The organism is Brachybacterium sp. JB7 (assembly GCF_003335205.1).
Classification (GTDB): domain Bacteria; phylum Actinomycetota; class Actinomycetes; order Actinomycetales; family Dermabacteraceae; genus Brachybacterium; species Brachybacterium alimentarium.
This window is the reverse complement of sequence record NZ_QPGN01000006.1, coordinates 41,640-68,526: the sequence shown is the minus strand read 5'-3', so window position 1 is coordinate 68,526 and position 26,887 is coordinate 41,640. Positions and strand designations below refer to the sequence as shown.

The window sequence follows — 26,887 nt, the reverse complement described above, 5'->3', positions numbered from 1 at the left end:
TCATTCCCGCCGCTGCCGGTTCGCTGCCACGCCGGGCCCGGACCACCCACGGAGGCCGCCCAGCGCCATGGACCCGCACATCCCCACCGGATCTCGTCAGCCATTCGCATCTCGTCAGCCATCCGCGCGCTTCGACGACCTGCTCGGCGGAACGCAGCTGCAGTTCAGCGACGTCGAGAGGGAGATCGTCGCGCATCGGCCCGTGGAGGTGCTCCCGGCGCTCGCGGAGGTGCGCCGCGCGGTGGACGCCGGCTGGTGGGCGTACGGCATGGTCACCTACGAAGCCGCGGCCGGTCTCGATCCCGTTGCCGTCGTGCAGGAGCCGCTCCCGGACCTCCCGCTGCTGTGGTTCGGTCTCAGCCGCGCTCCCGACGAGGACCCCTCGTTCCCGACCGACCTCGGCTCGTACCGGGTGGGGTCATGGACCATGCCCTGGACGCGCGAGCGGCATGCGCAGAAGGTCGCGCGGGTCCAGGAGGCGATCGCCGAGGGCGAGACATACCAGGCCAACCTCACCACGCGCCTGGATGGCCGGATCGAGGGCGATCTGCTGGCCTGCTACCGCGACCTGATCGGAGCCCAGCACTCCGCCTTCGGCGCCCATCTCGACCTCGGCCGCTGGGCCGTGCTCAGCGCGAGTCCCGAGCAGTTCCTGGACAGGAGGGGCGAGGAGCTCTCCTCGGTGCCGATGAAGGGCACTGCGCTGCGCGGCGCGACTCCTGCCGAGGATGCGCAGCGTCGTGCCGCGCTGCTGCGCAGCGAGAAGGAACGGGCGGAGAATGTGATGATCGTCGACCTGATCCGCAACGACCTCGCCCGGATCGCCCGCCCGGGCACCGTCGACGTCCCGCATCTGCTGCGCGCCGACGCATACCCCACCGTGTGGCAGCTGACCAGCACCGTCACCGCGGACCAGCGCCCGGGGGTGACGCTCGAGGAGCGGTTCGGCGCGATGTTCCCCTGCGGGTCGATCACCGGCGCTCCGAAGCTCTCCACGATGGCGCTGATCGCCGAGCTGGAGACCGCGCCGCGCGGCGTGTACTGCGGGACGATCGGCTGGCTCGCCCCGTCGCGCACGGCGGCCGACGGGACCGAGCTCCCGGCCGAGGAACGCTTCAGCGTCGCGATCCGCACGATCCTCGTCGATCGTCAGGACGGCTCGGCCACCTACGGCGTGGGCGGCGGGATCACCTGGGCCTCGACCGCCGCGGGGGAGTGGGATGAGCTCGCCGCGAAGACACGGGTGCTCGAAGGGCTCCGCGGGGTCGGCGGCGTGCATCTCCCGCCCGACCCGGAGGACTTCGGCCTGCTGGAGACTCTCGCGGTCGAGCGCGGCGCGCCCCGTCACCTGGAGGAGCACCTCGATCGGCTGCAGGCCTCCGCCGAGGAGCTCGCCATCACCCTGGATCGCGCGTGCGCCCGGCAGACGGTGCTGGCGCAGATCCCCGACCTGGTGGGCGAGGACGGCACGGCGATCCTCCGGCTGCGCCTCGCGCTGGACGGCACGCTCACGCTGACGACGCGTGCGCTGGATGCGCCGCAGCCGGGGCCGGTGCGGCTCGTCCTGGACACGGTCCCGATCGACCCGTCCTCCCCAGCCGTGCGGCACAAGACCACCGACCGTGAGCACCTGACCGCCGCGCTCGCGCGGGCCCGCGACCGAGATGGTGCGGCGGACGATGTCGTGCTCGTCGGACCCACCGGGCTCGTCACCGAGACCAGCATCGCGACGCTCATGGTGCGACTGGACGGACGGTGGTGCACGCCGCCGCTCGAGGACGGCTGCCTGCCCGGGATCGGACGCCGCCTCGCCCTCGAACGGGGCGAGGCGGCCCTCCGGAGCATCACCGCCGGGGAGCTGGCCGCAGCCGACGAGATCGCCGTGGTGAGCTCCGTGCGCGGATGGCGCCCGGCGGTGCTCAGCCGTCCTGGCGCAGCGCCTTGAGCCGGGCCAGCACCGCCGCGGCCTCCGGGGTGCCGGCGATGCGGTAGTTCGCCGCCGTGTCGCCCTCGCCGACCTTGATGCCGCAGTCGCTCTCGCCGAGGTGTCCGAAGACCGACTCGTCGGTCACGTCGTCCCCCAGGTAGAGCCAGGCGTCGGCCGCACTGGCGCGGGCCAGCGCGTCGATGGCGTCGCCCTTGGAGGCGTGCACCACCGAGAACTCGACGACCTCCTTGCCGGGGGTCACCGTGACCTCGGGCAGCGTCACCGCGTACTCGAGCGCGGAGTCGGTGGCGTTGTCGGCGCCGCGCCCACGGGCGTTGCGGGTGTGCAGCACAGCGGCCGACGGCTTGGTCTCGACCTCGACGCCGGGATGAGCCCGGGCGATTCTGTGCAGGGTCGCCGTGATCGACTGGAGCAGCTCATCCTTCTCCGGGGTCATGGACAGTGCCGCGGAGTCGAGCACCTCGGCCTGCATCCACGGCGGGAGCGCCCCGACCTCCGCGCCGTGGGATCCCACCAGCACCACGGAGCTGGGCATCCCGGTGTGGGAGTCCAGATCCTCCAGCGACCGTCCGGAGATCAGGGCGACCGCCACCCCCGGCATGTCGGCGAGCTCCCGCAGCGTGTCCAGCGCCGCCGGATCGGGCTCGACCGCGTCCCGGTCGTTGACGATCGGAGCGAGCACGCCGTCGAAGTCCGAGGCGATCAGGATCCTCGGAGTCTGCGCGAACTCCGCCAGAGCCCCCTCGAGCACCTCGGGCTCCGTGGGGTCGCCGCCGCTCAGGCGGACCACCGGCTTCGCCTCGCCGTGGGGATCGTCGGACTGCTCCAGACGCTCCAGGAAATCGTGCGCCCAGCTCTGCACGTCGTTCTCCATCACCTGGTGGCGCAGGGAGCGCATCGACTCCTGCTGCTCCTCCTCGGGCATCGCGAGCGAGCGCAGGATCGCGGCCTTGAGCTCGTCGATGTCGTGGGGGTTGACCATCACGGCGGCCCGCAGCTCATCGGCCGCGCCCGCGAACTCGCTGAGCACGAGCACGCCCTGCAGGTCGGGGCGGGAGGCCACGTACTCCTTCGCGACCAGGTTCATGCCGTCGCGCAGGGCGGTGACGAGCACGACGTCGGCAGCCATGTACAGCGCGGTCATGTAGCGCCGGTCGAAGGAGCGGTGCTGGTAGGAGACGGCAGCGCGCCCGATCGAGGCGTGGTCGCCGTTGATGCGGCCCACCGTCAGCTCGACCTCGTCGCGCAGCTGCCGGTAGGCCTCCACCCGCTCACGGGACGGCGTGGCGACCTGGATCATCACGGTGTCGTGAGGGTCGATCGACCCGTCGTTGAGGAGCTCGCCCCAGGCCTTGAGCCGATGGCGGATGCCCTTGGTGTAGTCCAGACGGTCCACACCGACCACGACCTTGCGCGGGTTGCCGAGATCGCGGCGCAGCTGCGCCGCGTGCTCGCGCACCTCCGGATCCTCCGTGAGGGCCGACACCGAGGCGGAGTCGATCGAGATCGGGAAGGTCTGGGCGGTGACCTCACGCATCGGTGCGGCGCCCAGACCGGGCACCGAGATGGTCTGCCCGTCCACGTGATGGCCCAGCAGCTTGCGCACCGCGGCCAGGAAGTTCTGGGTGTCGCTCTCGCGCTGGAACCCGATGAGGTCCGCACCCAGCAGGCCGCGCAGGATCTGATTGCGCTTGGGCAGCTGGGAGAACAGTTCGACGGGCGGGAACGGGATGTGGTTGAAGAACCCGATGCGCACGTCGGCCCGGTCGTCGCGGATCATCCGTGGCACCAGCTGCAGCTGGTAGTCGTGCACCCAGATCGTGCTGGTCCGGCTCGCGACCGCCGCCGCGGCGCGGGCGAAGCGACGGTTCGCGCTCACGTAGGAGTCCCACCAGGTGCGATGGAACGCGGGTTCGACGATGACGTCGTGATAGAGCGGCCACAGCGTCCCGTTGGAGAAGCCCTCGTAGTACCGCTCGATGTCCTCCTGATCCAGCGCGACGGGGTACAGGCTCATCCCGTCGGCCTCGAACGGGTCGGGGGCATCGCCCGGTGCGCCGGCCCACCCCACCCAGGCGCCGGAGTCGACCCCCTTCATCACGGACTCCATCGCGGTGACGAGACCGCCGGGGCTGGTGACCCACTCGGTCGCTCCGTCGGGCAGCGTGCGGGAATCGACCGGCAGCCGGTTGGCGACGACCACGAGATCGTGGTCGGGGCGATGAGGGGCATGAGCGGGGCGGTCAGCGGAACCGGGCACGTGAACTCCTTGACGAGGGGCGGACTCAGGGTCGGGCGAGGCGCCGGCCACGGTCGGACCAGCCGCAGACGGCTTCCCTGCCGAGCCTCGAGACTATCCCGAGACTATCAAGTGCGATCGATCACCCGCTGTCCGGGGCGGCGCGCGAACATCGCGCCCACCAGGCCGTCTGACCAGTATCGACGGTGCCCGGGCCGCTCGGTCGGTGGCGGTCGGACCCGAGGCTCCCTGATCGCGGAGCGGACGGCGCTCCGGCCGGCGGCGCGCCCCGTCTAGGGTCGTGGGGCGTCGTGGTCGCGCCGTCCGCCGGAGGCGATCCCCGGGCGGGTCCCAGGACCGCTGCACGCACTGCGCACTGCGCATGACGCACGACGCACTGCGCATGACGGACGACGCACGACGCACGACTCTGCAGGACCCCCGCCGTACCCGAGAACCCACCCCCAGGAGCAGACATGCGCGCCCATGAGGCCGGAGCCCTCCACGGAAACGACGCCGCCCCCACCTGGCTCCCGTATCCCGAGGACGTCAACACCCTCATCGACGGGCTGTGGTCGAGCACGACCCGGCGCGGCAGCGATGGCGCGGTCGAGGTGGGCGGCGTCGACGTGCGCCGCATCGCCGAGGAGGTCGGCACCCCCGCCTTCGTGCTGGACGAGGACGACTTCCGCTCCCGTGCCCGCTCCTTCCGGGACGCCTTCACCGACGCCTTCCGCCCACTCGCGGGGGCCGACGTCTACTACGCCGGCAAGGCCTTCCTCTGCGGAGCGGTGGCCCGCTGGGTCCAGGAGGACGGGCTCGGACTGGACGTGTGCACCGGCGGCGAGCTCGCCGTCGCCCTGCGCGCCGGCTTCCCGGCCGCGCGCATCGCCCTGCACGGGAACAACAAGTCCGACGCCGAGATCCGCCGTGCCCTCGAGGCCGGGGTGGGCCGGATCGTCGTGGACTCCCTGGACGAGATCGGCCAGGTCGACGCCGTCGCCGCCGAGCTGGGCACCCGCGCCGCCGTCATGCTGCGCGTGACCACCGGCGTCGAGGCCCACACCCATGAATTCATCGCCACCGCCCACGAGGACCAGAAGTTCGGGCTCTCGCTCACTGGCGGCGCCGCCTTCGAGGCCGTGCGCCGCGTGCTCGAGGCGCCCCGCCTGGAGCTGGTCGGACTGCACTCCCACATCGGCTCCCAGATCTTCGACGTCGGCGGCTTCGAGGTCGCGGCCCGCCGTGTGCTCGACCTGGTCGCCCAGGTGAGGACCGAACTCGGCCACACCATCGACCAGCTCGACCTGGGCGGCGGGTTCGGCGTCATGTACAACACCCAGCACACCCCGGCCTCCCCGGAAGCGCTCGCCACGGGCATCGCCGGCATCGTCGAGAAGCAGTGCCACGAGCTCGACCTCGAGGTCCCGCACGTCTCCTTCGAGCCCGGGCGGGCGATCGCCGGCCCCTCCACCCAGACGCTCTACACCGTGGGCACCGTCAAGGACGTGCGGTTGGGCGGGCCCCACCACCGGGTCTACGTCTCGGTGGACGGCGGAATGAGCGACAACGTCCGCACCGCGCTCTACGACGCGGACTACTCGTGCCTGCTCACCGGCCGCGTCTCCGACGCCGCGCCCGAGGTGGTGCGCGTGGTCGGCAAGCACTGCGAGAGCGGGGACATCGTCGTCAAGGACGAGTACCTCCCCTCCGACGTGGAGCGCGGGGACCTGATCTCGGTGCCGGTCACGGGTGCCTACTGCTACTCGCTGGCCTCGAACTACAACCACGTCCCGCGGCCGCCGGTCGTCGCGGTGCAGGGCGGGGAGATCCGCACGCTGATGCGTCGTGAGACCGAGGAGGACCTGCTCGGTCTCGACCTGGGATGACCCCCTGCCCGACCCCTCCGTCGCATTGAGCGACCGCAGGTCATCTACGTTCATCGTCGGTCACGAAGGGGGAGGCTCCTCGGATACAGTTCGAGAGCCCGCCCCCGGCCACCCCGTCGGACCGTGTGGAAGGACCACCTCGCACATGTCACAGTCGTCACCCGGCAGCCCGCTGCCCCCCGCCTCCCCGGACCTTCCGGTGCTGCGCGTCGCCGTGCTCGGCGCCGGCACCGTCGGCACCGAGGTCCTGCGGCTGATCGCTCAGCAGGGAGAGGACCTCGCGCACCGCATCGGCGGTCGTCTGGAGGTGATCGGGGTCTCCGTCCGGGACCTCACCCGCGACCGCGGCGAGCACGTCCCCGCCGACCTGCTCACCACCGATCCCGCAGCGCTCGTGCGCGAAGCGGACCTGGTCATCGAGGTGATGGGAGGCATCGAGCCGGCGCGCACCCTGCTGCTGGACGCCATGGCGCACGGCGCGAGCGTCGTGACCGCCAACAAGGCCCTGCTCGCCCAGGACGGGCCGACGCTCTACGAGGCGGCCGACACCCACGGCGTGGACCTGTACTTCGAAGCCGCGGTCGCCGGAGCCATCCCGCTGGTGCGCCCGGTCCGGGAGTCCCTCGCCGGTGACCGGATCCAGCGCGTGCTGGGCATCGTCAACGGCACCACCAACTACATCCTCGACGCGATGACGCGCACCGGGGCCAGCTTCGACGAGGCGCTCGCCGACGCTCAGGAGCTCGGCTACGCGGAAGCGGACCCGACGGCCGACGTGCAGGGGCACGACGCCGCGGCGAAGGCCTCGATCCTGGCCTCCCTCGCCTTCCACTCCCGCGTGCGACTGGGCGACGTGCACTGCGAGGGCATCACCGAGGTCTCCGCGCAGGACATCGCGGCCGCCGGCCGGATGGGGCGCACGATCAAGCTGCTCTCGATCGTCGAGCGCGTCCGGGACGAGACCGGCGAGCGGATCTCGGCCCGTGTCTACCCGGCGCTGATCCCGGACAGCCACCCGCTGTCCTCGGTCTCCGAGGCCTACAACGCGGTCTTCATCGAGGCGGATGCCGCCGGATCGCTCATGTTCTACGGGCAGGGCGCCGGGGGCGCTCCCACCGCCTCGGCGATCCTCGGCGACCTGGTCTCCGCCGCGCGCCAGCGGGTGCGCGGAGGCGTCGGCCCGCGGGAGTCGCGCTACGCCGAGCTGGAGCAGATCCCGCTGGACGATCTGCGCAACGCCTTCTACATCTCGCTCACCGTGCAGGACCGACCCGGTGTGCTCGCCGAGATCGCCGGAACCCTCTCCGGGTACGGCATCTCCATCTCGACCATCCATCAGGAGCTGATCGACCAGTCCGAGGACGGTGGGGAGAAGTCGTTGGCGCACATCGGCATCAGCACCCACCGTGCGCTGGAGTCCGCGATGACCGCGTCCCTGGACGTGTTCTCGTCGACCGCGACCGTGCTGAGCATCGATTCCGTCCTCCGTATCGAAGGAGAATGACCCCCATGGCCCATCAGTGGCGCGGCGTCCTCGCCGAATATCGCGATCATCTTCCCTTCGCCGAGGGCGACACCCTGCTCTCGCTGGGGGAGGGCGGCACTCCGCTGGTCGCCGCACCGGCGCTCTCCGAGCGCGTCGGAGCGGAGGTCCACATCAAGGTCGAGGGGCAGAACCCCACCGGCTCGTTCAAGGACCGCGGCATGGTCGCGGCCATGTCCAAGGCCGTCAACGACGGCGCGACCGCCGTGGTCTGCGCGTCGACGGGGAACACCAGCGCCTCGGCCGCGGCATACGCCACCGCGGCGGGCCTGACCTGCGCCGTGCTGCTGCCCGAGGGCAAGATCGCCGCGGGCAAGCTCGCCCAGGCCGTGGTGCACGGAGCCCAGCTCATCCAGGTGCAGGGCAACTTCGACGACTGCCTCGAGATCGCCCGCAAGCTCGACGCGGAGCATCCCGTCGAACTCGTGAACTCGGTGAACCCGTACCGCCTGCAGGGCCAGAAGACCGGTGCCTTCGAGGTGTGCGACGCCCTCGGGCGGGCACCGGACATCCACATCCTGCCCGTCGGCAACGCCGGGAACATCTCCGCCTACTGGATGGGCTACCGCGAATACCACGAGGCCGGGGTCACCGACTCCCTGCCGGCCATGTGGGGCTTCCAGGCCGCCGGTGCCGCGCCGTTCGTGGCCGGCCACCCGATCAGCGAGCCCGAGACCGTGGCCACCGCGATCCGGATCGGCGCCCCCGCCTCCTGGCATCTCGCGGTCTCCGCGCGCGACGACTCCGGCGGTCTCATCGACGCCGTCTCGGATCAGCAGATCCTCGATGCCCAGCGCCTGCTCGCCGGTGAGGTAGGGATCTTCGTCGAACCCGCCTCCGCCGCCGGCGTGGCCGGGCTGCTGCAGCAGGCCGAGCGCGGGCTGGTCCCCGCCGGAGCCACCATCTCGATCACGGTGACCGGGAACGGTCTGAAGGACATCGACACGGCCCTGTCCCAGCGGGACATGACGCCGACGGTGATCCCCGTGGACATCGCCGCCGCCGCGGAGGCCATCGGCCTGTGAGGATCCAGCACACCCGGGTCTCGGTGCAGGTGCCGGCGACGTCCGCGAACCTCGGCCCGGGCTTCGACACCCTCGGGCTCGCGCTCGGCCTCTGCGACTCCCTGGAGCTCGAGGCGACCACCGGGGGGATCGAGGTGCTCGCCGAGGGCGAGGGTGCGGACTCGGTGCCGACGGGGGAGGACCACCTCGTGGTGCGGGCGCTGCGGCGCGGTCTGGATCACGCCGGGGCACCGCAGATAGGCATCCGCCTGCGCACCGTGAATCGCATCCCGCACGGGCGGGGCATGGGCTCCAGCGCTGCGGCGACGATCGCCGGCCTGCTGCTGGCCCGCGGGCTGCTCTCCGAACCCGAGGCGCTCGACGACACCCAGGTGCTGCAGCTGGCCACCGAGTTCGAGGGGCACCCGGACAACGCCGCGCCCGCCCTGTATGGAGGAGTGGTGCTGTCCTGGATGACGGACGGGGCGGCCCGCGCGGCCCCGCTCGCCCACGCCCCCGGCGTGCTGGACCCGCTCGTGCTGCTGCCCTCGACCACCCTGTCCACCCACCGCGCGCGCGGCCTGCTGCCCGCGGAGGTCCCGCACGCCGACGCCGTCTTCAATGCGGCGCGGACGGGTCTGCTGGTCCACGCGCTGTCCGGCTCGCCGGAGCTGCTCATGGAGGCCACCGAGGATCGACTGCACCAGGAGCAGCGGGCCCCCGGCATGCCCCAGAGCGTGGAGCTCATGCGCGTGCTGCGCCAGGAGGGCCTCCCGGCGGTCATCTCGGGCGCGGGGCCCTCGCTGCTCGTGCTCTCCGGCCGACGTTCCGAGGTCGCACCGCTGGTGCGTCGCATCGTGTCCGATCCCGCGGAGTGGCGGATCGCCCAGGTGCCGCTGCGTGAGAGCGCTGCCGCCCCTGTGGTAGGTTGAGCCTGCGTCCAGGCGACATCGTCCGATGGCGAATTCTGCAGCAGATCGTGTGTGCAGGATCCGTGTCCCGATGCATCTCCCTGATCAGCGTCCCGTATGACCCTGCGCTCCGCGCACGTCGTGCCGAGCAGGACTTGCAGAGACGCTGACGCACCCCGAAGCACACCAGCAGGCCGACCATCGGTGCCCTGCACCATGGCGTCACCTTGCTCGGAAAGCCGCTGAAGCACCCGGACCCAGGTCCCCTGCCCCCAGCGGCACCCAGACCAGAACAGAACCGGCTCCGATCGGTTCGACAGGAAGGAACCCGGGTGAACGACTCCACCTCCGGCGCGGATCTCGCGGCGAAGAAGCTTCCCGAGCTGCAGGCCCTCGCGGCCGATCTCGGCATCAAGGGCGCTCGGCGCCTGCGCAAGGGCGAGCTGATCGAGGCCATCCGCGGGGGTGGAGCATCGCAGGCTCCCACCGCGGCGACCTCCCAGGCACAGGCCCCGGCCCCGGACGCGGCCCCGCAGCAGGACAGCGCACCAGCGCAGGCTCCTGCGGCAGAGCGCACGCAGTCTGATCGCGCCTCGTCCGATCGCACGCAGTCCGCCTCCACCGACGGCGAGCGGACCCGCACCCGCGGACGCTCCCGCGCCGCGACCCGTGAGCAGGGCGCCAGCAGCACGCCCGACCTCGGCCTCGAGCTGCCCGACCGCAGCTCCGAGTCCCGTCGAGCAGACCAGGTCTCGGACAGTCCCCGGAGCGACGACACCGGTCGCGCCGAGAACCGTCGTGAGCAGAGCCGCGGTGGGGACGACCGCCGCGATGAGGGCCGCCGCGACGAGAGCCGCGGTGGGGACGACCACCGTGACGAGAACCGCCGCGACGAGAGCCGCGGTGCGGAGAGCCGTCGCGACGACACCGGCTCGGGCCGGCGGGACGACTCCCGCCGGGGCAGCTCGGAGCGTCAGGACGACGACCGCGAGGGCGATCGCAGCGGTCAGGGACGGGATCGGCAGGGCGGGCGCGGCCAGCGCCGCCGACTCGAGGACATCGAGCTGCCCGATCGCTCCGGCGAGAACGACGACCAGGGCCAGGGGCACGGCGACGATGACGACGATGATCGTCGGGGCCGTTCGCGCAGCCGCAACCGCTCCCGCGATCGCAAGCGGCGCGGCCGCGGTGACCGTGGTGACCGCGGTGACCAGGGTGGTCAGAACAGCTCCGGGAACCAGGGCGGCTCCGGCAACCAGGGCAACCAGGGCAACCAGGGGGGCCAGCGTGACGAGTCCGATTCGCGCGACAGCGACGAGCTGATGACCGTCGCCGGCATCCTGGACGTCCGGGACAACAACGCCTACATCCGCACCACCGGCTACCTGCCCGGCCCCAGCGACGTGTACGTGACCATGAACCAGGTCAAGCGCGGCGGACTGCGCAAGGGCGACGCCATCACCGGTCAGGTGAAGGCCCCGCGCGACGGCGACGACCACCACGTCGAGCAGCAGCACCATGGTGGCGGGCGCAACCGTCGTGGCAAGGGCGGCGGCAACAACCAGAACAAGTACGCGGCACTGGTCCAGGTGGACACGGTCAACGGCATGCCGCAGGACCGGGCGCGCTCGCGCGTGGACTTCAGCAAGCTCACCCCGCTGTACCCGGACGACCGCCTCCGCCTGGAGACGGCGCCGAACGCCGTGGCCCCGCGCATCATCGATCTCGTCTCCCCGATCGGCAAGGGCCAGCGCGGCCTGATCGTCGCGCCCCCGAAGGCCGGCAAGACGATCATCATGCAGCAGATCGCGAACGCGATCACCACGAACAATCCCGAGGTCCACCTCATGGTGGTGCTGGTCGATGAGCGTCCCGAGGAAGTCACCGACATGCAGCGCACGGTCAAGGGCGAGGTCATCGCCTCGACCTTCGACCGCCCTGCCTCGGATCACACGATCGTCGCCGAGCTCGCCATCGAGCGGGCCAAGCGTCTGGTCGAGATGGGCCGCGACGTCGTCGTGCTGCTGGACTCGCTCACGCGCCTGTCCCGTGCCTACAACCTCGCCGCGCCGGCGTCGGGCCGCATCCTCTCTGGTGGTGTGGACGCTTCTGCGCTCTACCCGCCCAAGCGGTTCTTCGGTGCTGCCCGCAACATCGAGCACGGCGGCTCGCTCACCATCCTGGCCTCCGCGCTGGTGGAGACCGGCTCCAAGATGGACGAGGTCATCTTCGAGGAGTTCAAGGGCACCGGCAACATGGAGCTGCGTCTCTCGCGCAACCTTGCCGACAAGCGGATCTTCCCGGCGGTGGACGTCAACGCCTCCGGCACCCGCCGCGAGGAGGCTCTCATGGGCAAGGAGGAGCTGGCCATCATGTGGAAGCTCCGCCGTGTGCTCGGGTCCCTCGAGCAGCAGCAGGCGCTCGAGCTCCTCATGGAGCGCGTGAAGAAGACGCAGTCCAACACCGAGTTCCTCATGACGGTGCAGAAGAACACGCCCAGCGTGAACGGTCGCACCGCGGACTGATCGGCAGCGCGCTCGCGCAGCGCAGCATCATGCCGACGCACGGACGGGGCGCCTCCCACCGGGGAGGCGCCCCGTCCTGCGTTGTCCTGCGTTCTTCGTCGGCAGCGGTGCCGTCGGCGGTTCAGCCCTTGATCGCGCCCGCGGCGATGTTCGCGATGAAGTGCCGTGACCCGATGATGAACACGCCGATCAGCGGGATCACGCTGATCAGAGCGCCTGCCATGACCATCCCGTAATCGGTCAGGTAGACGGAGTTGAGGTTCTGCAGCGAGGTCTGCAGGGTCTGGCGATCCGGATCGACCAGCACGATCAGCGGCCACACGTAGTCGTTCCACGCGGCGATGAAGGTGAAGATGCCCAGGAAGGCGAGGCCGCCGCGCAGCAGCGGCACGCCCACACGCCAATAGGTGGTGAAGAACCCGGCTCCGTCGATACGCGCGGATTCCACGAGTTCATCGGGGATCGATCCCGCCGCCATCTGCCGCAGCAGGAAGATCCCGAAGGCGTTCGCCGCGCCCGGCACGATCAGCGCCTGGAGCGTCCCGACCCAGCCCAGTGCGGACATGAGGATGAAGCTCGGCACCAGGGACAGGCTGCCGGGCACCAGCATCGTGGCGATCAGCAGCACGAACAGCCATTTCCTCCCCGGGAAGTCGAACTTCGCGAACGCGAAGGCGGCCAGGGAGTCGAAGAACATCACCAGCACCGCGCACAAGGTGGAGACGATGATCGTGTTCACGAGCGCCTGCAGCAGATCCACGCTGGAGACGACGTTGCGGGCGTTCTCCAGGAAGCTCGAGCCGAAGGTGAGCTTGGGCGGATATCCGAAGATCTCCCCGGTGGTCGAGGTGGACATGACGATCAGCCAGTAGAACGGGAAGATCGACAGGAGCACTCCGATGATCACGCACAGATGGGTGACGATCGTCGAGACACGACCACGGGCGACGTAATGCCGGTTCCGGGGCTGCTCATCCACCGAGCTCTTCGGCGGGATCGGTGCCAGGGCGGTCATCGTCGTGCCTCCTTCTTCCGGGAGATGCGGGGTGCGGCGTCGTCACCGCGTCCGGAGACCAGGCGCCAGTTGATGATCGCGAACACCGCGGCGATCAGGAACAGCGCCCACGCGATCGCGGATCCGTAGCCGAAGTCGAACTGGGTGAACGCCTGGTTGTACTGGTAGAGCACGATCGTCATGCCGGCCTCGCCGGCGCCGCCGCTGTTGCCCAGGAGCACCTGCGGCTCGGTGAACAGACTCAAGCCGCCGATGGTGGAGGTGATGACGGTGAACAGGATGATCGGTCGCAGCATCGGCACCGTGATCCGGAAGAACACCTGGCGCATGCTGGCCCCGTCGACCTTCGCGGCGTCGTACATGTCCGTCGGGATGGACTGCAGCCCGGCGAGATAGATGATCGCGTTGTAGCCGGTGAACCGCCAGATCACCATCATCGCGATCGTGAGCTTGATGCCCCAGGGGCTGGAGAGCCACGGAACCGTGTCCAGGCCCAGCGCCGTGAGCGCTGAGTTCACGAGCCCGAAGGTGTCGGAGAAGACCGAGCCGAACACGATCGCCATCGCCACCATCGAGGTGACGTTCGGCAGGAAGAACGCCACCCGATAGAACTTCGTGAACCGGATGTTCTGGTGCAGCAGGAACGCGATCACCATCGCGAGGAACAGCGTGGGGACCGTGGACAGGAACCAGATGATGAACGTGTTCCCCACCGCGTTCCAGAAGCGGCCGTCCGCGAGCAGGAACTGGTACTGCGCCAGCCCCACGAAGGAGATGTCTCCCATCCCGTCCCAATCGGTGAGGGACAGGACGATGGAGAAGAGGATCGGGAACAGCCCGAAGACGGCGAACAGGAGATAGAACGGCGAGATCGCCACGTACAGCGGCAGCACCTCGCGCAGCTTCTTCCTCCGGCGTGCTCGAGGGTCGCGTTCCGCGGCGCTGGGGTGCTCGGGAGCTATGGCGCTCATACCTCGACACCTCGCTTGGCGAGGACCTTCTGCGACTGCGCGACCGCATCGTCCCAGGCGCGCTCGGGATCCTTGCCCGACGTCTCGACCTCGGTGATCTCGGCGGTGAAGAAGCCGCCGATGATCGTCTCCCAGGTGCTGATGAACGATTCGGGGACGGATTCCGCGGCGGTGGAGAAGAAGTCCAGCGGATCCTGGTCCCCGAAGAAATCACCGCCGTAGGTGAGCTGGGAGAAGGAGTCGGGGGTGGAGGGGAATGCTGCACGTCCTCGTACGCTGTGGCCTGGTTCTCCGGTGAGTTGATCCAGGTGAGGAACGCGAGAGCCGCTTCTGGATCCTTGCAGGTGCGGGGGAGCGCGGCGAAGGAGCCCCCGTTGTTCCCCGGGCGGACCGGCTGGGCTGCGAGTCTCCAGGTCCCCGCGGTCTCCGGGGCCGATTCCTCGAGGATCTGGGACCACCAGGCGGCGCCGATGTTCCCCGCGGTGCGGCCGCTCGCCCAGGCGGCGTTCTGATCGGTGCCGCGATCGCGAGGGATCTTGGCCGTGATGCCGGCGTCGATCGCGGCGGCGGTGATGTCCCAGGCCTGGCGGACGGCGCTGCCGGGTATCGTGTACAGAGGGGTGTCGTCGGCGTCGAAGTAGCGTTCCGGGCTGGAGTTGAGGACGCCTTCGTAGATCGCCTGCGCGTCGTTGACGAAGAAGCTGTCGGCGGCTGCCTTGAGCTCCGCGCCCAGGGAGATCCAGTCCTCCCAAGTGGTGACCGCCGCCGCGACCTCCTCCGGCGAGCTGGGCAGACCGGCGTCCTCGAAGATGTCCTGGCGGTAGAAGAAGCCGGTGGGGCCGATGTCCAGGGGGAAGAAGCAGAAGCGGCCCGTCGGGGTGGTGCCGAGGTTCCACTTCCATTCGTAGAAGTCGTCCTTCACGGAGTCGGCGCCGAGTTCAGCGAGGTCCAGGAACTGGTCCTCGTTGGTGAAGTAGAGGGCGTTGTTGGAGTTGATGTAGGTGATGTCAGGGATGTACGCGTTCCCGGCCAGGCTCGTGCGCAGCTTGGTGTCGAAGCTGGTGCCGATGACGTCCGCCCGGACGTGACGATCGGTGCCCGGTATCCGGCTGGCCGCCTTCTCGAGCAGGGAAGGGCTGGCGGCACGGTTCCAGTACCACATGACCAGCTCGTCTGGATCGTCGGAGATGGTGGGAGCGGAGCCGCACCCGGCCAGTCCCGCAGCAGGCGCGAGCCCGGCCGCGAGCAGGAGGGAGCGGCGGGACGGACGGTGAGGTGGCGACATCGCCCCGAGGGGGCGTCGAGCGGTCGGGGTGGTCATGCAGTCTCCTCGTTGAGCGGCAGAGCGAACCGTGAACGTTCCCGGGTGACGCAGATCATGTCAGCGCGACGTGGGTGCGTCAACGGTGCGCTGCAGCGCGGACGCCCGGGCGGCGAAGCGGGGGCGAGTGCCGCAGCGACCGCCCTCGTCCCCGTCCTCGCCCCCGCCCCCATCGCCATCCCATCGCTGTCTCTGTCGCTGTCGGGGTCGCCGAGGCGACCATCGCGGCGACGGTCGCGGTGAGCGGGGTGGGATCTGGGGACATCGGAACGGCCGCACTTGTCCTTCCGGTCGCGAAGGGGCTAACGTGGTCATGTCGTGAACGTTCACGACATGGCGGTGGCAGGCCTCGGCCCGCCCTTCCTGCTGGTCCGCCCTCCCGATCCCGACTTCGAAGGACGACGACGTCTCCATGAGCACTTCCTCCACCCCGTTCCGCTGGGCTGTCCTCGGCCCGGGCGGCATCGCCCGCCGCTTCGCCTCCCAGCTGCCCTCCTCGCAGGACGGCGTGCTGGTCGCCGTCGGCAGCAGCTCCCCGGAGCGTGCCCGCGCCTTCGCCGACGAGTTCCCCCTCGCCGAGCCGGCACTGCTGGGCAGCTATGACGAGATCCTCGCGTCCGATCAGGTCGACGCCGTCTACGTCTCGACCGTGCACACCGGGCATGCCGAGCTGGCCGCCGCAGCGCTCGAGGCCGGCAAGCACGTGCTGTGCGAGAAGCCGATGACCCCGAACTCCGGCACCACGATGGCGCTCACCGATCTCGCGCAGCGCAGCGGCAAGGTGCTGCTGGAGGCGTACATGTACCGCTTCCACCCGCAGACGGTGAAGGTCCTCGAGCTGGTCGCCGAGGGCGCGATCGGCGAGGTCACCCACGTGGATGCCTCCTTCGCCTTCGACACCGGAGGCCGCAGCGGGCGCCTGTTCGACCCGGCCCTCGCCGGGGGCGGGATCCTCGACGTCGGCTGCTACCCGCTGTCCTTCGCCCGCTTCGTCGCCGGTGCCGCGCAGGGCGCCGCCTTCGCCGACCCGCTGAGCCTGCAGGGCAGCGGCACGATCGGGGAGACCGGGGTCGACGAATGGGCCGCTGCCGAGGTGACCCTGCCCGGAGCGATCACCGCGAGCCTGCGCACCGGCGTGCGCCTGGCCGACCCGCAGTCCGCCACCATCACCGGTTCGCGCGGCGTGATCCGCCTGTCGGACCCGTGGGCCCTGGGCGAGCAGCAGACCATCGAGCTCGACGTGGTCGGCCAGCAGCCCCAGAAGCTCGAGATCCCCGCGGCGGCCGCCTACGCGCTCGAGGCCGACGCCCTGGCCCGTGCGGCCCGCGCCGGCGAGGTCGTCCCCGAGGTCACCGGGGAGAACTCACTGGGTCAGGCCCGTGCGCTGGACCTCTGGCGCGAGCAGATCGGCCTGCGGTTCCCCTTCGAGGCCGATGACGCCGACATCCCGACCCTCACCGGCAGGCCCCTCGTCGCCGGCAGCGTGCAGACCGGACCCGAGATGGCCTACGGGTCGCTGCCCGGGATCGACAAGAAGGTCTCGCGCCTGGTCATGGGCTGCGACAACCAGATGAACCTGGCCCATGCCTCCGCGATGTTCGATGCGTTCTACGAGATCGGCGGCACCACGTTCGACACCGCCTACATCTACGGCGGCGGCTACATCGAGAAGCTGTTCGGCAAGTGGGTCCAGAACCGCGGAGTGCGCGAGGACGTCGTCGTCATCACCAAGGGCGCCCACACCCCGCACTGCGACCCCGAGTCGATCTCCCGCCAGCTGGAGGAGTCCCTCGAGCGGCAGGGCACGGACTACGCGGACCTCTACATGATGCATCGCGACAACCTCGACATCCCGGTCGGGGAGTTCGTCGACGTCCTGGAGGAGCACCTGCAGGCCGGACGGATCCGTGCCTACGGCGGCTCGAACTGGACGCCCGCCCGCGTGGACGAGGCCAACGAGTACGCGCGCGCCAACGGCCGCACCGGTTTCACCATCCTGTCCAACCACTTCGGTCTCGCCGAGGCGCTGGACGTGCCGTGGGCCGGCTGCGTCCACGCGACCGACGCCGACTCCAAGGCCTGGCTCGAGGAGCGCGGTATCGCACTGCTGCCGTGGTCCTCGCAGGCACGCGGCTTCTTCACCGGTCGCGCGCACCCCGAGGACCGCTCCGATGCCGAGCTCGTGCGCTGCTACTACAGCGACGAGAACTTCGAGCGCCTGGCCCGGGCCGAGACGCTCGGTGCGGAGCGCGGCGTCCCGGCCACGGCGATCGCCCTGGCCTTCGTGCTGCACCAGAAGTTCCCGACGTTCCCGCTGTTCGGGCCGCGCAGCATCGCCGAGATGCGCTCGTCGACCCTCGGTCTCGGGGTGGAGCTGAGCGATGCCGACCTCGCCTGGCTCGACCTGCGGTCCGAGTCGAGGTGAGCCGTTCGGGGCGCAGGCCCACCATCATCGACGTCGCCGAGCGGGCCGGGGTCTCCCGGCAGACGGTCTCGAGGGCGCTGAACGACATGTCCGGCATCAGCGCGGGCACCCGTGAGCGCGTCCTCGCCGCCGTGCAGGAGCTGAACTATCGGCCCTCGCGCTTCGGTCGGGGGCTGGTGGAGCAGGGTCCGATCACGCTCGGCCTGGTCGTGATGGACCTGTCCAATGCGTACTACGCGGAGCTCGGCGCCGCCGTGGTGCGCGCCTGCGCCCCGCTCGGCTGGAACGTCGTGCTCGCCGAGGCCGAGCACGCCCCGGATCCCGAGGCCGTCGCCGGCGAGCTGGCCCGACGGGTCGACGCGATCGTCGGCTACGGGGTGCGGACCGAAGGGATCCGCGGCACTGCCGGCATGCCGGTGGTCCGTCTCGATGGCAGCGTGGACCAGCTCGAGGAGCTCGCGGTCGTCGAACTGGCACCGGCCGAGGCGATCGCGGAGCTGGTCGAGCACCTGCGCAATGCGGGAGTGCGCAGGCCGCTGGTGCTCGACCTCGTGGGAGGGCCGATCGGTGACCGCGCGCTCGCTCTCGCCGCCGGCCTGAGCGAGCTCCATGAGAGCGGGGAGGTGCCGGTCCGGGAGATCCATCCCCGGGAGGGGCACCGAGCCGCCCTTGAGGAGGCGCTCGCCAGCGGGGCCGATGTGCTGCTCTCCTTCAACGACGTGCTGGCCGTGCGGCTGCTGCGCACCCTGCGGGAGATGGATGTCGAGGTGCCCGGGGGAGTGCGGCTGGTGGGGATCGACGGCCTGGAGATCGCCTCGCTGGTGACCCCGGAGCTGACCACGCTGAGCATCGACATCGAAGCTGTCGCGAGGGAGACGGTGTCCCTGGTCGAGGGGATGCTCGACGGCTCCGTGCCGCTCACCGGGCCGGAGGCCCATCGCGTGGTGCCCTATCGCCTCGAGGTGGGGGCCTCCACCTGAGAGGCGATGTAGCGCACGCCGCACCTCCAGCTCTCGCGTCGGAGGTGCGGCGCGTGGCAGACTGTGACGTCGGTTCTGGTTCACGGCGCCCGCCGGGCGCCGACCCAGCGACCCTGAGAAGGAGAGACATGAAGGCTGATATCCACCCCGCATACGTCGAGACCCAGGTGACCTGCACCTGCGGCAACTCGTTCACGACCCGCAGCACCAAGAAGGACGGTGCGATCAGCACCGAGGTCTGCTCGGCATGCCACCCCTTCTACACCGGCAAGCAGAAGATCCTCGACACCGGCGGCCGCGTGGCACGCTTCCAGGCCCGTTACGGCAAGAAGGCCTGACAGAGTTCCTGACGGACGCGCTGGAAGGCGCGTTCGGCAGGAGGTCAGGCTGCGGAGCGCGAGCCTGATCCCAGTCTCCGACGCCGGTGCGCGCCCCAGGGCGTGCACCGGCGTCGTCGTATGCGAGGGCGGAGCCGAGATGAGCCGAGATGAGTGAGCACAGCACGGACGGTCAGGATGATCGTTTGGATCCCCTGCGCCTCGAGCGCGCCCGGCTCCAGGAATCGATGGCGGATCCGGAGCTGCACGACGACCCGGCCCGCGCCCGACGGGTGGGCAGGCGGTATGCAGAGCTCGACACCGTGCTCACCACCGCGGATCGGGTCACCGCCCTCTCCGCGGATCTCGCCACCGCCCACGAGCTGCTCGAGATGGGGGAGGACGACCCGGAGCTGGCCGCCGAGGCCGAGCAGCTCCGGGCCCGCCTGGAGCAGGAGCAGGAGCATCTCGAGGACCTGCTGGCACCTCGTGACCCCGACGACGCCCGCGACGTGATCCTGGAGATCAAGGCCGGGGCGGGCGGCGAGGAATCCGCGCTGTTCGCCGCCGAGATGCTGCGCATGTACCGCGCCTACGCCGAGCACCGGGGATGGCGCGTGGAGGTGCTCACCTCCGCCGAGTCCGACCTCGGCGGCTTCAAGGACGTCACCGCCGCCATCAGCGCCCGCTCCGGGACCGCTCCGGCCGACGGCGTCTACGCCCACCTCAAGCACGAGGCTGGCGTGCACCGGGTCCAGCGCGTGCCGGTCACGGAATCCGCCGGCCGGATCCACACCTCCGCCGTCGGCGTGCTCGTGATGCCCGAGGCCGACGAGACCGACGAGGGCGAGCTGCTCGCCGAGGCGATGGCGCCCGCGAATCTGCGCATCGACGTCTTCCGCTCGAGCGGTCCCGGAGGCCAGAGCGTGAACACCACGGACTCCGCCGTGCGCATCACCCATCTGCCGACGGGTGTGGTCGTCTCCTGCCAGGACCAGAAGAGCCAGCTGCAGAACCGCGAGCAGGCGCTGCGGATCCTGCGCACCCGTCTGCTCGATGCCCGTCGTGCCGAGCAGGAGCAGGAATCCGCCGCCGCCCGTCGCTCTCAGGTGCGCACCGTGGATCGCAGTGAGCGCATCCGTACCTACAACTTCCCCGAGTCGCGCCTGGCCGACCACCGCACCGGGTACAAGGCAGGGAACCTCGCCCATGTCCTCGCGGGCGACCTCGATGCGCTGATCGCCTCCTCCCGGGATGCGGAGCGCGCCGCTCGGCTCGAGGACGCCCGACGCTCCTCGGACGAGGACGGCACCCGATGAGCGCCGCCGACACCCGCACGCGTCTGCGCACCGCGCTGTCGGAGACCACCCAGCGGCTGGGACGGGCCGGCGTGCCCTCGCCCAGCGTCGATGCGCGTGCTCTGCTCGGCGCCGCCGCCCGCTGCGAGGGTCCCCTCGTGATGCTCGACGACCTGCCGGACGATTTCTCCGCGGAGCTCGAAAGGCTCACCGCGCGCCGGGAGCTGCGCGAACCCCTGCAGCTGATCCTCGGCCGGGCGCCCTTCCGCCGCCTGATGCTCGCCGTGCGGCCGGGCGTGTTCATCCCGCGCCCGGAGACCGAGCTCGCGATCGACCTGCTGCGCGAGCACAGCGAGGGTCCGCTCGCCACCGTGCTGGACCTGTGCGCCGGCAGCGGCGCCCTGGGCGCCGCAGTGCTCGATGAGATCCCCGGCAGCCGGGTCCTCGCGGTCGAGATCGATGCCGCCGCGGCCACCCTGGCCCGGGAGAACCTCGAGAGCGCCGGCCCCGGCCGAGGGCGAGTGCTGCAGGCCGACCTCGGAGACTCCGCGTCCTCGTCCCTCGCGGAGCTGATCGCGGCGGCACCGGTCGACGCGATCGTCTCCAACCCGCCGTACATCCCGCCCGAAGCCGTGCCCCGCGACGCCGAGGTGCTCGAGCACGATCCGCACCGAGCACTGTTCGGCGGGGGGAGCGACGGCCTGGAGGTCCCGCGTGCCGTGATCTCCTGGGCCTCCCGCCTGCTGCGCCCCGGCGGCGTGCTCATCATGGAGCATGCTGATGTCCAGGGTCCGGCCGCCCGAGACGCCGCCGCGCAGATCGGTGGATTCGACCCTCTGAGCACTGCCCCTGACCTCACCGGTCGCGATCGGTTCCTGATCGCGCGACGTGGGGACGGGGACCTTAACCCTGGAAGTGAGAGACTGACCCAGTGAGCGTGCACGACACCCAGAACCCTGAATCCCGCGAGGCGGCCCTCGCCGCGGCGACCGACGCCGTCCGCGACGGCAAGCTGATCGTCCTGCCGACGGACACCGTCTACGGCATCGGCGCCGATGCCTTCACCCCTGACGCCGTTGCCGACCTGCTCGAGGCCAAGGGCCGAGGTCGCGATGTCCCTCCGCCCGTGCTGGTGGGGGACCATGCCGTGCTGCTGGCGCTGGCCATGGACGTCCCGGACTACGTCGAGCAGCTCGCCGAGGAGTTCTGGCCCGGCCCGCTCACCCTGATCCTCCGCGCCCAGCCGTCCCTGACCTGGGACCTGGGCGAGACCCGCGGCACCGTCGCGCTGCGCATGCCCGATGACGAGGTCGCCCTCGAGCTGCTGCGCCGCACCGGGCCGCTCGCCGTCTCCAGCGCGAACCGCCACGGGAAGTCCGCAGCGCTCACGGTGCTCGACGCGGCCACCCAGCTCGGCGACTCCGTGGAGGAGTACCTCGACGGCGGCACCGCCAAGATCGGCACCAGCTCCACGATCATCGACACCACGGTGGAGCCCCCCGAGATCGTCCGTGAGGGCGTCCTGACGAAGGAGGAGATCATCGCCGCCGTCGGCGACATCTTCGCCGCTCCCGAGGTCGAGGACCCCGAGGACGCCAAGGGCGCCGAAGAGGCAGAAGGGGCTGAAGGGTCTGAGGGGTCTGAAGAGTCCGAGGGCTCTGAGCAGGCGACGGAGCAGGACGGCGCAGAGCACGACCCCGCGGCGCAGAACCCCGCAGAGCAGGCCGACGCCACCGGAGCTGCCACGAGCCTCGCTCCTGCGGAGGAGACTGACCCCGCAGATCCCGCAGATCCCGCAGATCCCGCAGATCCCGCAGATCCTGCGGAACCGTCCACCCTCGAGGCCACCGCTGCGCCCGCTGCCTCGGCGGAGGCCCCCGGCGTGCTCGACCTCCCGGCAGAGCCCGACCTCGTCGAGCTCTCCACCACCCCCGACCCTGAATCGCCCCTGGAGAACGCGCCGACGCAGCCCGATCCGGCGCCCGCCGCGTCCGACGCCGCCGCGGAGCCCGCCGCCGAGGCTCCTGGCACGGACGACCCCGATGCCGCCGCACCCAGGCGCCCCGGCGGACCCGGCGAGGAGAACGCTGAAGGGTGAGGATCTATCTCTTCATCCTGCTGGTCTCCGCCGCGGTGACATATCTGGTCACTCCCGCCGTGAGGCTGCTGGCCCGACGGGCCGGTGCGATGACCGCAGTGCGCGCCCGTGACGTCCACGACGCCGTCACCCCTCGCCTGGGCGGGCTGGCGATGCTCTCCGGCGTGGTCGCCGCCATGGTCGTCGCGAGCAACATCCCCTTCCTCGAAGGTCTCTTCGCCGACACCCGACAGGCCTGGGCGATCCTCGCCGCGGCAGGACTGGTGTGCCTGCTCGGCGCGGCCGATGACAAATGGGACCTGGACTGGATGACGAAGCTCGCCGGGCAGATCCTCGCCGCGATGCTGCTGGCCTGGCAGGGCGTGAGCCTGGTGTCCCTGCCCATCGGGGGAGTGACGATCCTGTCGGAGCGCTCGGCCCTGATCCTCACCGTGCTCGTCGTGGTGGTGTGCATGAACGCCGTGAACTTCGTCGACGGGCTCGACGGGCTCGCCGCCGGGGTGATGGCCATCGGAGGCGCCGCGTTCTTCGTCTACGCCTACACGCTCACCCGCAATGCCTCGACCACGGACTACTCGTCCCTCGCCGCACTGCTCACCGCCGTGCTGATCGGTGCCTGTCTGGGCTTCCTCCCGCACAACATGACCCGGGCCCGCATCTTCATGGGGGACTCCGGGTCGATGCTGCTGGGGCTGCTGCTGGCCGCGAGCACGATCGCGGTGACCGGGCAGGTGGACCCCGCCCGGCTCTCGAGCGCGGACTTCTTCGGTCAGTTCCTTCCGATCCTGCTGCCGATCGGGGTCATGGTGATCCCGTTCCTGGACTTCGCCCTGGCCGTGGTGCGACGGATCGGGTCGGGCAAGTCGCCCTTCCACGCCGACAAGGCCCACCTGCACCACCGACTGCTGCGGCTGGGCCATTCGAAGCGCAACGCCGTGCTGATCATGTACACGTGGACGGTGGTGATCTCCGTCGGGCTGCTCCTGCCCCTCGTGCTCTCCACCCAGGCCGTCGTGATCTTCTGGGTGTGCGGACTGCTGTTCGCGCTCCTGATGACCTTCGACCCGCTCAGATGGCGCCCTGGGCGCCGCCGGAAGGACTCCGATGTCTCCTCAGTCTGAACAGCCCTCCCGCCCTGTCGGCGCTCCCGGCGCAGGGGGCGACGCCGCTCCCGCCGACCCGCCCGTCTCGGAGGCGCGCAGGCGCCGCCGTGCCGTGGGGGACCGCGCCATGCAGCGAGCGGTCCTGCTGGCACTCGTGGTCGGCCTGGTCCTCGACGCGATCGTGATCACGGTCGCCGCGGTGACGGCCGACGGGCCGGCCCTCATCGGCGCCCTGATCGGCACCGGCCTGACCCTCGTCGTCGTGCTGCCGACTCTCGTGATCGCCGTCATCGGCCGTCGGATGACCCCCGTGACGATGGCTGCGGGCGTGCTCGGCAGCTGGGCCGTCAAGATGCTGATTGTGATTCTCGTCCTGATCGTGGTCCGGGACCTCGCGAGCGTCTCGACGCGATGGATCGGACTGGCACTGCTGGTCGGCGCAGTGTCCGCCGTGACGGTGGAGGTGACGCTGCTGATGCGCTCACGCCAGCCGCTGGATGTGGAGCCGGTCGCAGCACCTCCCGAGGACGATGCATGAGGAGTGCACTCTGTTATGCTTTTCCAGGTGCTCGAGCCCTGATCACGGTGCATAACCGCAGGGTTGCGACCACTGATCGACCACCCGAGGCGCCTAGCGTCGTCCATCGCCGTACGCACGATGGTCGTACCCGGGTCGGTCCAGATCGAGATGACGGCCACGGCCGGCGTGTTCACGCCAGGCTGTACGACCACGGGAGATCGAGCTGAACACCGCAGACCTCAGCCCCACGCTGTACGCAGAGGGCGATTCGCTCTTCCACATCCCGACCCTCGCGGAGTTCTTCCCGCCGGCGATCCTCTTCGCAGGGACGCCGTTCGAGTTCAACCGCGTCCAGCTCGTGCGACTGATCGTGATCGCCGTCGTCCTCATCGTGACGTGCGTGATCGCCTCGCGCGCCAAGCTGGTGCCGGGTCGTGCGCAGAGCATCGTCGAGCTGCTCATCGAATTCGTGCACGGCACGATCATCCAGAACACCCTGGGCATCCGGGAGGGCCGGCGCTTCGCCCCCTTCCTGATCACGATCTTCTTCCTCATCCTCTCGATGAACCTGGCCGGAGTGGTCCCGGGGCTCAACCTCGCCGGCACCTCCGTGATCGGTCTGCCGCTGCTGCTGGCGCTGTGGACCTTCGTGACCTACGTGGTCGCGGGCGTGAAGAAGCATGGCTTCGCGGGCTACCTCAAGCACGAGACGATGCCTCCCGGGGTGCCGAAGCCGATCTACCTGCTGCTGATCCCGATCGAGTTCCTGCAGGTGGTGCTGATCCGCTGGGCCTCGCTCACGATCCGACTGCTCGCGAACATGGTCGCCGGTCACATCATGATGGTCGTCTTCATCGGCCTGACACAGGGCCTGCTGCTCTCGGGCACCTGGCTCATCCTGGGCTCGCCCTTCACCGGCGCTCTCGCGATCGGCATCTTCGGTTTCGAGATCTTCGTGGCCGCCCTGCAGGCCTTCATCTTCACGATGCTGGCCGCGGTGTACATCCAGATGGCCACCTCCGACGAGCACTGACCGCTCGCACCTGACCCTCACCTCCCCGCAAGACCCCTGTCTGCCGCCCGCCCGGGCGGCACAACGAAAGGAAATCCCGTGGACCCGATGATCCTCTCCGCAGTCTCCGGCAACGTCGCGTCGATCGGCTACGGCCTCGCCGCGATCGGCCCCGGCATCGGCATCGGCATCATTGTCGGCAAGACCGCTGAGGCCACCGCGCGTCAGCCCGAGCTGCGCGGCCAGCTCCAGACCACCATGTTCATCGGTATCGCGTTCACCGAGATCCTGACCCTGCTGGCCATCGTCACCGGCCTGCTCTTCAACTGAGGCTCTCCCCATGATTCTCGCCGAAGAAGAAGTCCCGGGCTACAAGCTTCTGCTGCCCGAGGTCCCGGAGATCATCTGGACCCTGATCTTCGTCATCATCTTCGCCGTCGTCTTCCTCAAGTTCGTCCTGCCGCGGCTGAACGCCGTGCTCGACGAGCGTGCGGAGAAGATCGAGGGCGGCCTGAAGAAGGCAGAAGAGGTCCAGCAGCAGGCCGACGACCTCAAGGCCACCCAGGAGGAGGAGCTCGCCGCTGCTCGCCAGGAGGCCGCAGGCATTCGCGAGAAGGCGCGCCAGGACGGCGCCCGCATCGTGGAAGAGGCGAAGGTCCGTGCAGAGTCGGAGTCCGAGCGTGTGCTCGTCGCCGGCCGTCAGCAGCTGTCCGCAGAGCGCCAGACGGCCTCCGCGCAGCTCCACAGCGAGGTCGGCACGCTTGCGAGCGATCTGGCCTCCAAGATCGTCGGGGAGTCCCTCACCGATGATGAGCGCTCCCGCCGTGTGATCGATCGGTTCCTGGACGACCTCGAGTCGAGCCAGACCGCCACCCGATAAGGACCAGTGATGCGAGGAACTTCCTCCACCTCGTTCGCCGAGGTCGCTCAGCAGGCCCAGTCCGTCTTCGCGACGGACGGCGTCTCGCTGGACAGCACCGCGGACGAACTGTTCGCGATCGCCGATGCGATCGATTCCAGCAACCAGCTCGTGCGTCTGCTGAGCGACTCCGGTCGTGGCGCCGAGGCGAAGGAGGCGGCTGTCCGTGCGCTGCTGGCCGGCAAGGTCAGCGACGCCGCACTCGGTCTCACCCTTGGGGTCGTGAGCCATCGCTGGTCCGAGCAGGAGGACATCCTCGACGCGCTCGAACGGCTGGGCGTGCTCGCACTGCTCGAGCAGTCCGAGCGGGAGAGCAGCCTCGGTCAGGTCGAGGAGGAGCTGTTCCAGTTCTCCCGCACGATCGACGACAGCGCCGAGCTCTCCTCGAGCTTCGACGATGCCAGGGAGGATCCGTCCGCCCGCGGGAACGTCGTCCGCACCCTGCTCGAGGGCCGCGCGAACCGGCTCACCACCGCACTCGCGGTCCGTGCCGTGTCCCGAGCGGTCGAGCTCAAGCCCTCGCGTCGAGTGCGCGAGTTCGCGGAGTTCGCCTCGGAGCGCCGTCAGCGTCTGCTGGCCGTGGTCGAGACCTCGCGTCCGCTGGACGAGGCGCAGCAGTCCCGTCTGGGGACAGTGCTCGCGCGCATCTACGGCCGTGAGGTGCAGATGAACCTCGAGGTCTCGCAGGACGTCGTGGGCGGTCTGCGGATCCACGTCGGAGACGACCTCTACGACGCAACCGTCCTCGCGCGCCTGTCCCAGGCTCGCGAACACCTGGTGTCCTGACGGCCCCTGGCCGCGGCACATCCCCCAGCACCACACATCACCTCCCGCAGCGACGGGACCACG

At 70.2% G+C, this 26,887-nt stretch carries 21 protein-coding genes and 1 pseudogene; 18 read left to right on the top strand and 4 right to left on the bottom strand.

The annotated features are described in order from the left end of the window. Positions 1-67: 67 nt before the first annotated feature. Entirely contained in the window at positions 68-1,945 is a 1,878-nt protein-coding gene (pabB, locus tag CIK81_RS09300) for an aminodeoxychorismate synthase component I (RefSeq protein WP_096165699.1), read from the top strand. Here pabB and CIK81_RS09295 read toward each other — a convergent pair. Continuing rightward, complete coding sequence (locus tag CIK81_RS09295) at positions 1,920-4,208, bottom strand: bifunctional alpha,alpha-trehalose-phosphate synthase (UDP-forming)/trehalose-phosphatase (protein WP_096165698.1); 2,289 nt, start codon at positions 4,206-4,208, stop codon at positions 1,920-1,922. The genes pabB and CIK81_RS09295 overlap by 26 nt on opposite strands. Positions 4,209-4,663: 455 nt before the next feature. Between CIK81_RS09295 and lysA the strand changes: the two genes are divergently transcribed. The 5 genes from lysA (at position 4,664) to rho (ending at position 12,059) form a co-directional block, all read left to right on the top strand. After that, complete coding sequence (gene lysA / locus CIK81_RS09290; RefSeq protein WP_096165697.1) at positions 4,664-6,076, top strand: diaminopimelate decarboxylase; 1,413 nt, start codon at positions 4,664-4,666, stop codon at positions 6,074-6,076. Positions 6,077-6,221: 145 nt separating this feature from the next. Then, the gene (locus CIK81_RS09285) at positions 6,222-7,580 is read left to right on the top strand and encodes a homoserine dehydrogenase (protein WP_096165696.1); all 1,359 of its coding nucleotides are present in this window, start codon (positions 6,222-6,224) and stop codon (positions 7,578-7,580) included. 5 nt (positions 7,581-7,585) lie between these two features. Then, on the top strand, positions 7,586-8,644 hold the full coding sequence (gene thrC, locus CIK81_RS09280) for a threonine synthase (protein ID WP_096165695.1): 1,059 nt from the start codon (positions 7,586-7,588) through the stop codon (positions 8,642-8,644). Continuing rightward, a complete protein-coding gene (gene thrB / locus CIK81_RS09275; RefSeq protein ID WP_096165694.1) occupies positions 8,641-9,555 on the top strand; it encodes a homoserine kinase in 915 nt (304 codons plus the stop codon). The genes thrC and thrB overlap by 4 nt, the downstream gene beginning before the upstream one ends. Positions 9,556-9,866: 311 nt before the next feature. After that, positions 9,867-12,059, top strand: coding sequence for a transcription termination factor Rho (gene rho, locus CIK81_RS09270; RefSeq protein WP_096165693.1), 2,193 nt, complete (start codon positions 9,867-9,869; stop codon positions 12,057-12,059). Positions 12,060-12,180: 121 nt separating this feature from the next. Here rho and CIK81_RS09265 read toward each other — a convergent pair whose 3' ends face one another. The 3 genes and pseudogenes from CIK81_RS09265 to CIK81_RS18865 form a co-directional block, all read right to left on the bottom strand. Continuing rightward, positions 12,181-13,074, bottom strand: coding sequence for a carbohydrate ABC transporter permease (locus tag CIK81_RS09265; RefSeq protein ID WP_114355636.1), 894 nt, complete (start codon positions 13,072-13,074; stop codon positions 12,181-12,183). Continuing rightward, positions 13,071-14,045: a carbohydrate ABC transporter permease gene (locus tag CIK81_RS09260; RefSeq protein ID WP_114329293.1), complete on the bottom strand. Its 975-nt coding sequence runs from the start codon at positions 14,043-14,045 to the stop codon at positions 13,071-13,073. Before CIK81_RS09260 ends, CIK81_RS09265 begins: the two co-directional genes overlap by 4 nt. 301 nt (positions 14,046-14,346) lie before the next feature. Further along, positions 14,347-15,207: pseudogene (locus tag CIK81_RS18865) on the bottom strand (ABC transporter substrate-binding protein); the annotation flags it as partial. A 571-nt stretch (positions 15,208-15,778) separates the two neighbouring features. Between CIK81_RS18865 and CIK81_RS09250 the strand changes: the two are divergent. From CIK81_RS09250 to CIK81_RS09195, 12 genes are all read left to right on the top strand, one after another. Further along, positions 15,779-17,791: an aldo/keto reductase gene (locus tag CIK81_RS09250; RefSeq protein ID WP_096165690.1), complete on the top strand. Its 2,013-nt coding sequence runs from the start codon at positions 15,779-15,781 to the stop codon at positions 17,789-17,791. Next, on the top strand, positions 17,788-18,771 hold the full coding sequence (locus CIK81_RS09245) for a LacI family DNA-binding transcriptional regulator (RefSeq protein ID WP_096165689.1): 984 nt from the start codon (positions 17,788-17,790) through the stop codon (positions 18,769-18,771). Before CIK81_RS09250 ends, CIK81_RS09245 begins: the two co-directional genes overlap by 4 nt. A gap of 128 nt (positions 18,772-18,899) precedes the next feature. Then, entirely contained in the window at positions 18,900-19,109 is a 210-nt protein-coding gene (gene rpmE / locus CIK81_RS09240; RefSeq protein ID WP_096165688.1) for a 50S ribosomal protein L31, read from the top strand. Positions 19,110-19,258: 149 nt separating this feature from the next. Next, complete coding sequence (prfA, locus tag CIK81_RS09235) at positions 19,259-20,407, top strand: peptide chain release factor 1 (protein WP_114329290.1); 1,149 nt, start codon at positions 19,259-19,261, stop codon at positions 20,405-20,407. Continuing rightward, a complete protein-coding gene (locus CIK81_RS09230; RefSeq protein ID WP_114329289.1) occupies positions 20,404-21,321 on the top strand; it encodes a class I SAM-dependent methyltransferase in 918 nt (305 codons plus the stop codon). The genes prfA and CIK81_RS09230 overlap by 4 nt, the downstream gene beginning before the upstream one ends. Beyond that, on the top strand, positions 21,318-22,484 hold the full coding sequence (locus CIK81_RS09225; RefSeq protein ID WP_114329288.1) for an L-threonylcarbamoyladenylate synthase: 1,167 nt from the start codon (positions 21,318-21,320) through the stop codon (positions 22,482-22,484). Before CIK81_RS09230 ends, CIK81_RS09225 begins: the two co-directional genes overlap by 4 nt. After that, entirely contained in the window at positions 22,481-23,605 is a 1,125-nt protein-coding gene (locus CIK81_RS09220) for a glycosyltransferase family 4 protein (RefSeq protein ID WP_114329287.1), read from the top strand. Before CIK81_RS09225 ends, CIK81_RS09220 begins: the two co-directional genes overlap by 4 nt. Next, complete coding sequence (locus CIK81_RS09215) at positions 23,589-24,125, top strand: hypothetical protein (RefSeq protein ID WP_241964096.1); 537 nt, start codon at positions 23,589-23,591, stop codon at positions 24,123-24,125. Before CIK81_RS09220 ends, CIK81_RS09215 begins: the two co-directional genes overlap by 17 nt. A 199-nt stretch (positions 24,126-24,324) precedes the next feature. Then, entirely contained in the window at positions 24,325-25,140 is an 816-nt protein-coding gene (atpB, locus tag CIK81_RS09210; protein WP_158541984.1) for a F0F1 ATP synthase subunit A, read from the top strand. A 78-nt stretch (positions 25,141-25,218) separates the two neighbouring features. Then, positions 25,219-25,449, top strand: a complete 231-nt coding sequence (gene atpE, locus CIK81_RS09205) for an ATP synthase F0 subunit C (protein ID WP_096165681.1) — start codon at positions 25,219-25,221, stop codon at positions 25,447-25,449. Positions 25,450-25,459: 10 nt separating this feature from the next. After that, complete coding sequence (locus tag CIK81_RS09200; RefSeq protein WP_114305163.1) at positions 25,460-25,999, top strand: F0F1 ATP synthase subunit B; 540 nt, start codon at positions 25,460-25,462, stop codon at positions 25,997-25,999. A 9-nt stretch (positions 26,000-26,008) separates the two neighbouring features. Beyond that, positions 26,009-26,824 (top strand): F0F1 ATP synthase subunit delta, encoded by an 816-nt coding sequence (locus CIK81_RS09195; protein ID WP_096165679.1) that lies wholly within the window; start codon positions 26,009-26,011, stop codon positions 26,822-26,824. Positions 26,825-26,887: the final 63 nt, after the last annotated feature.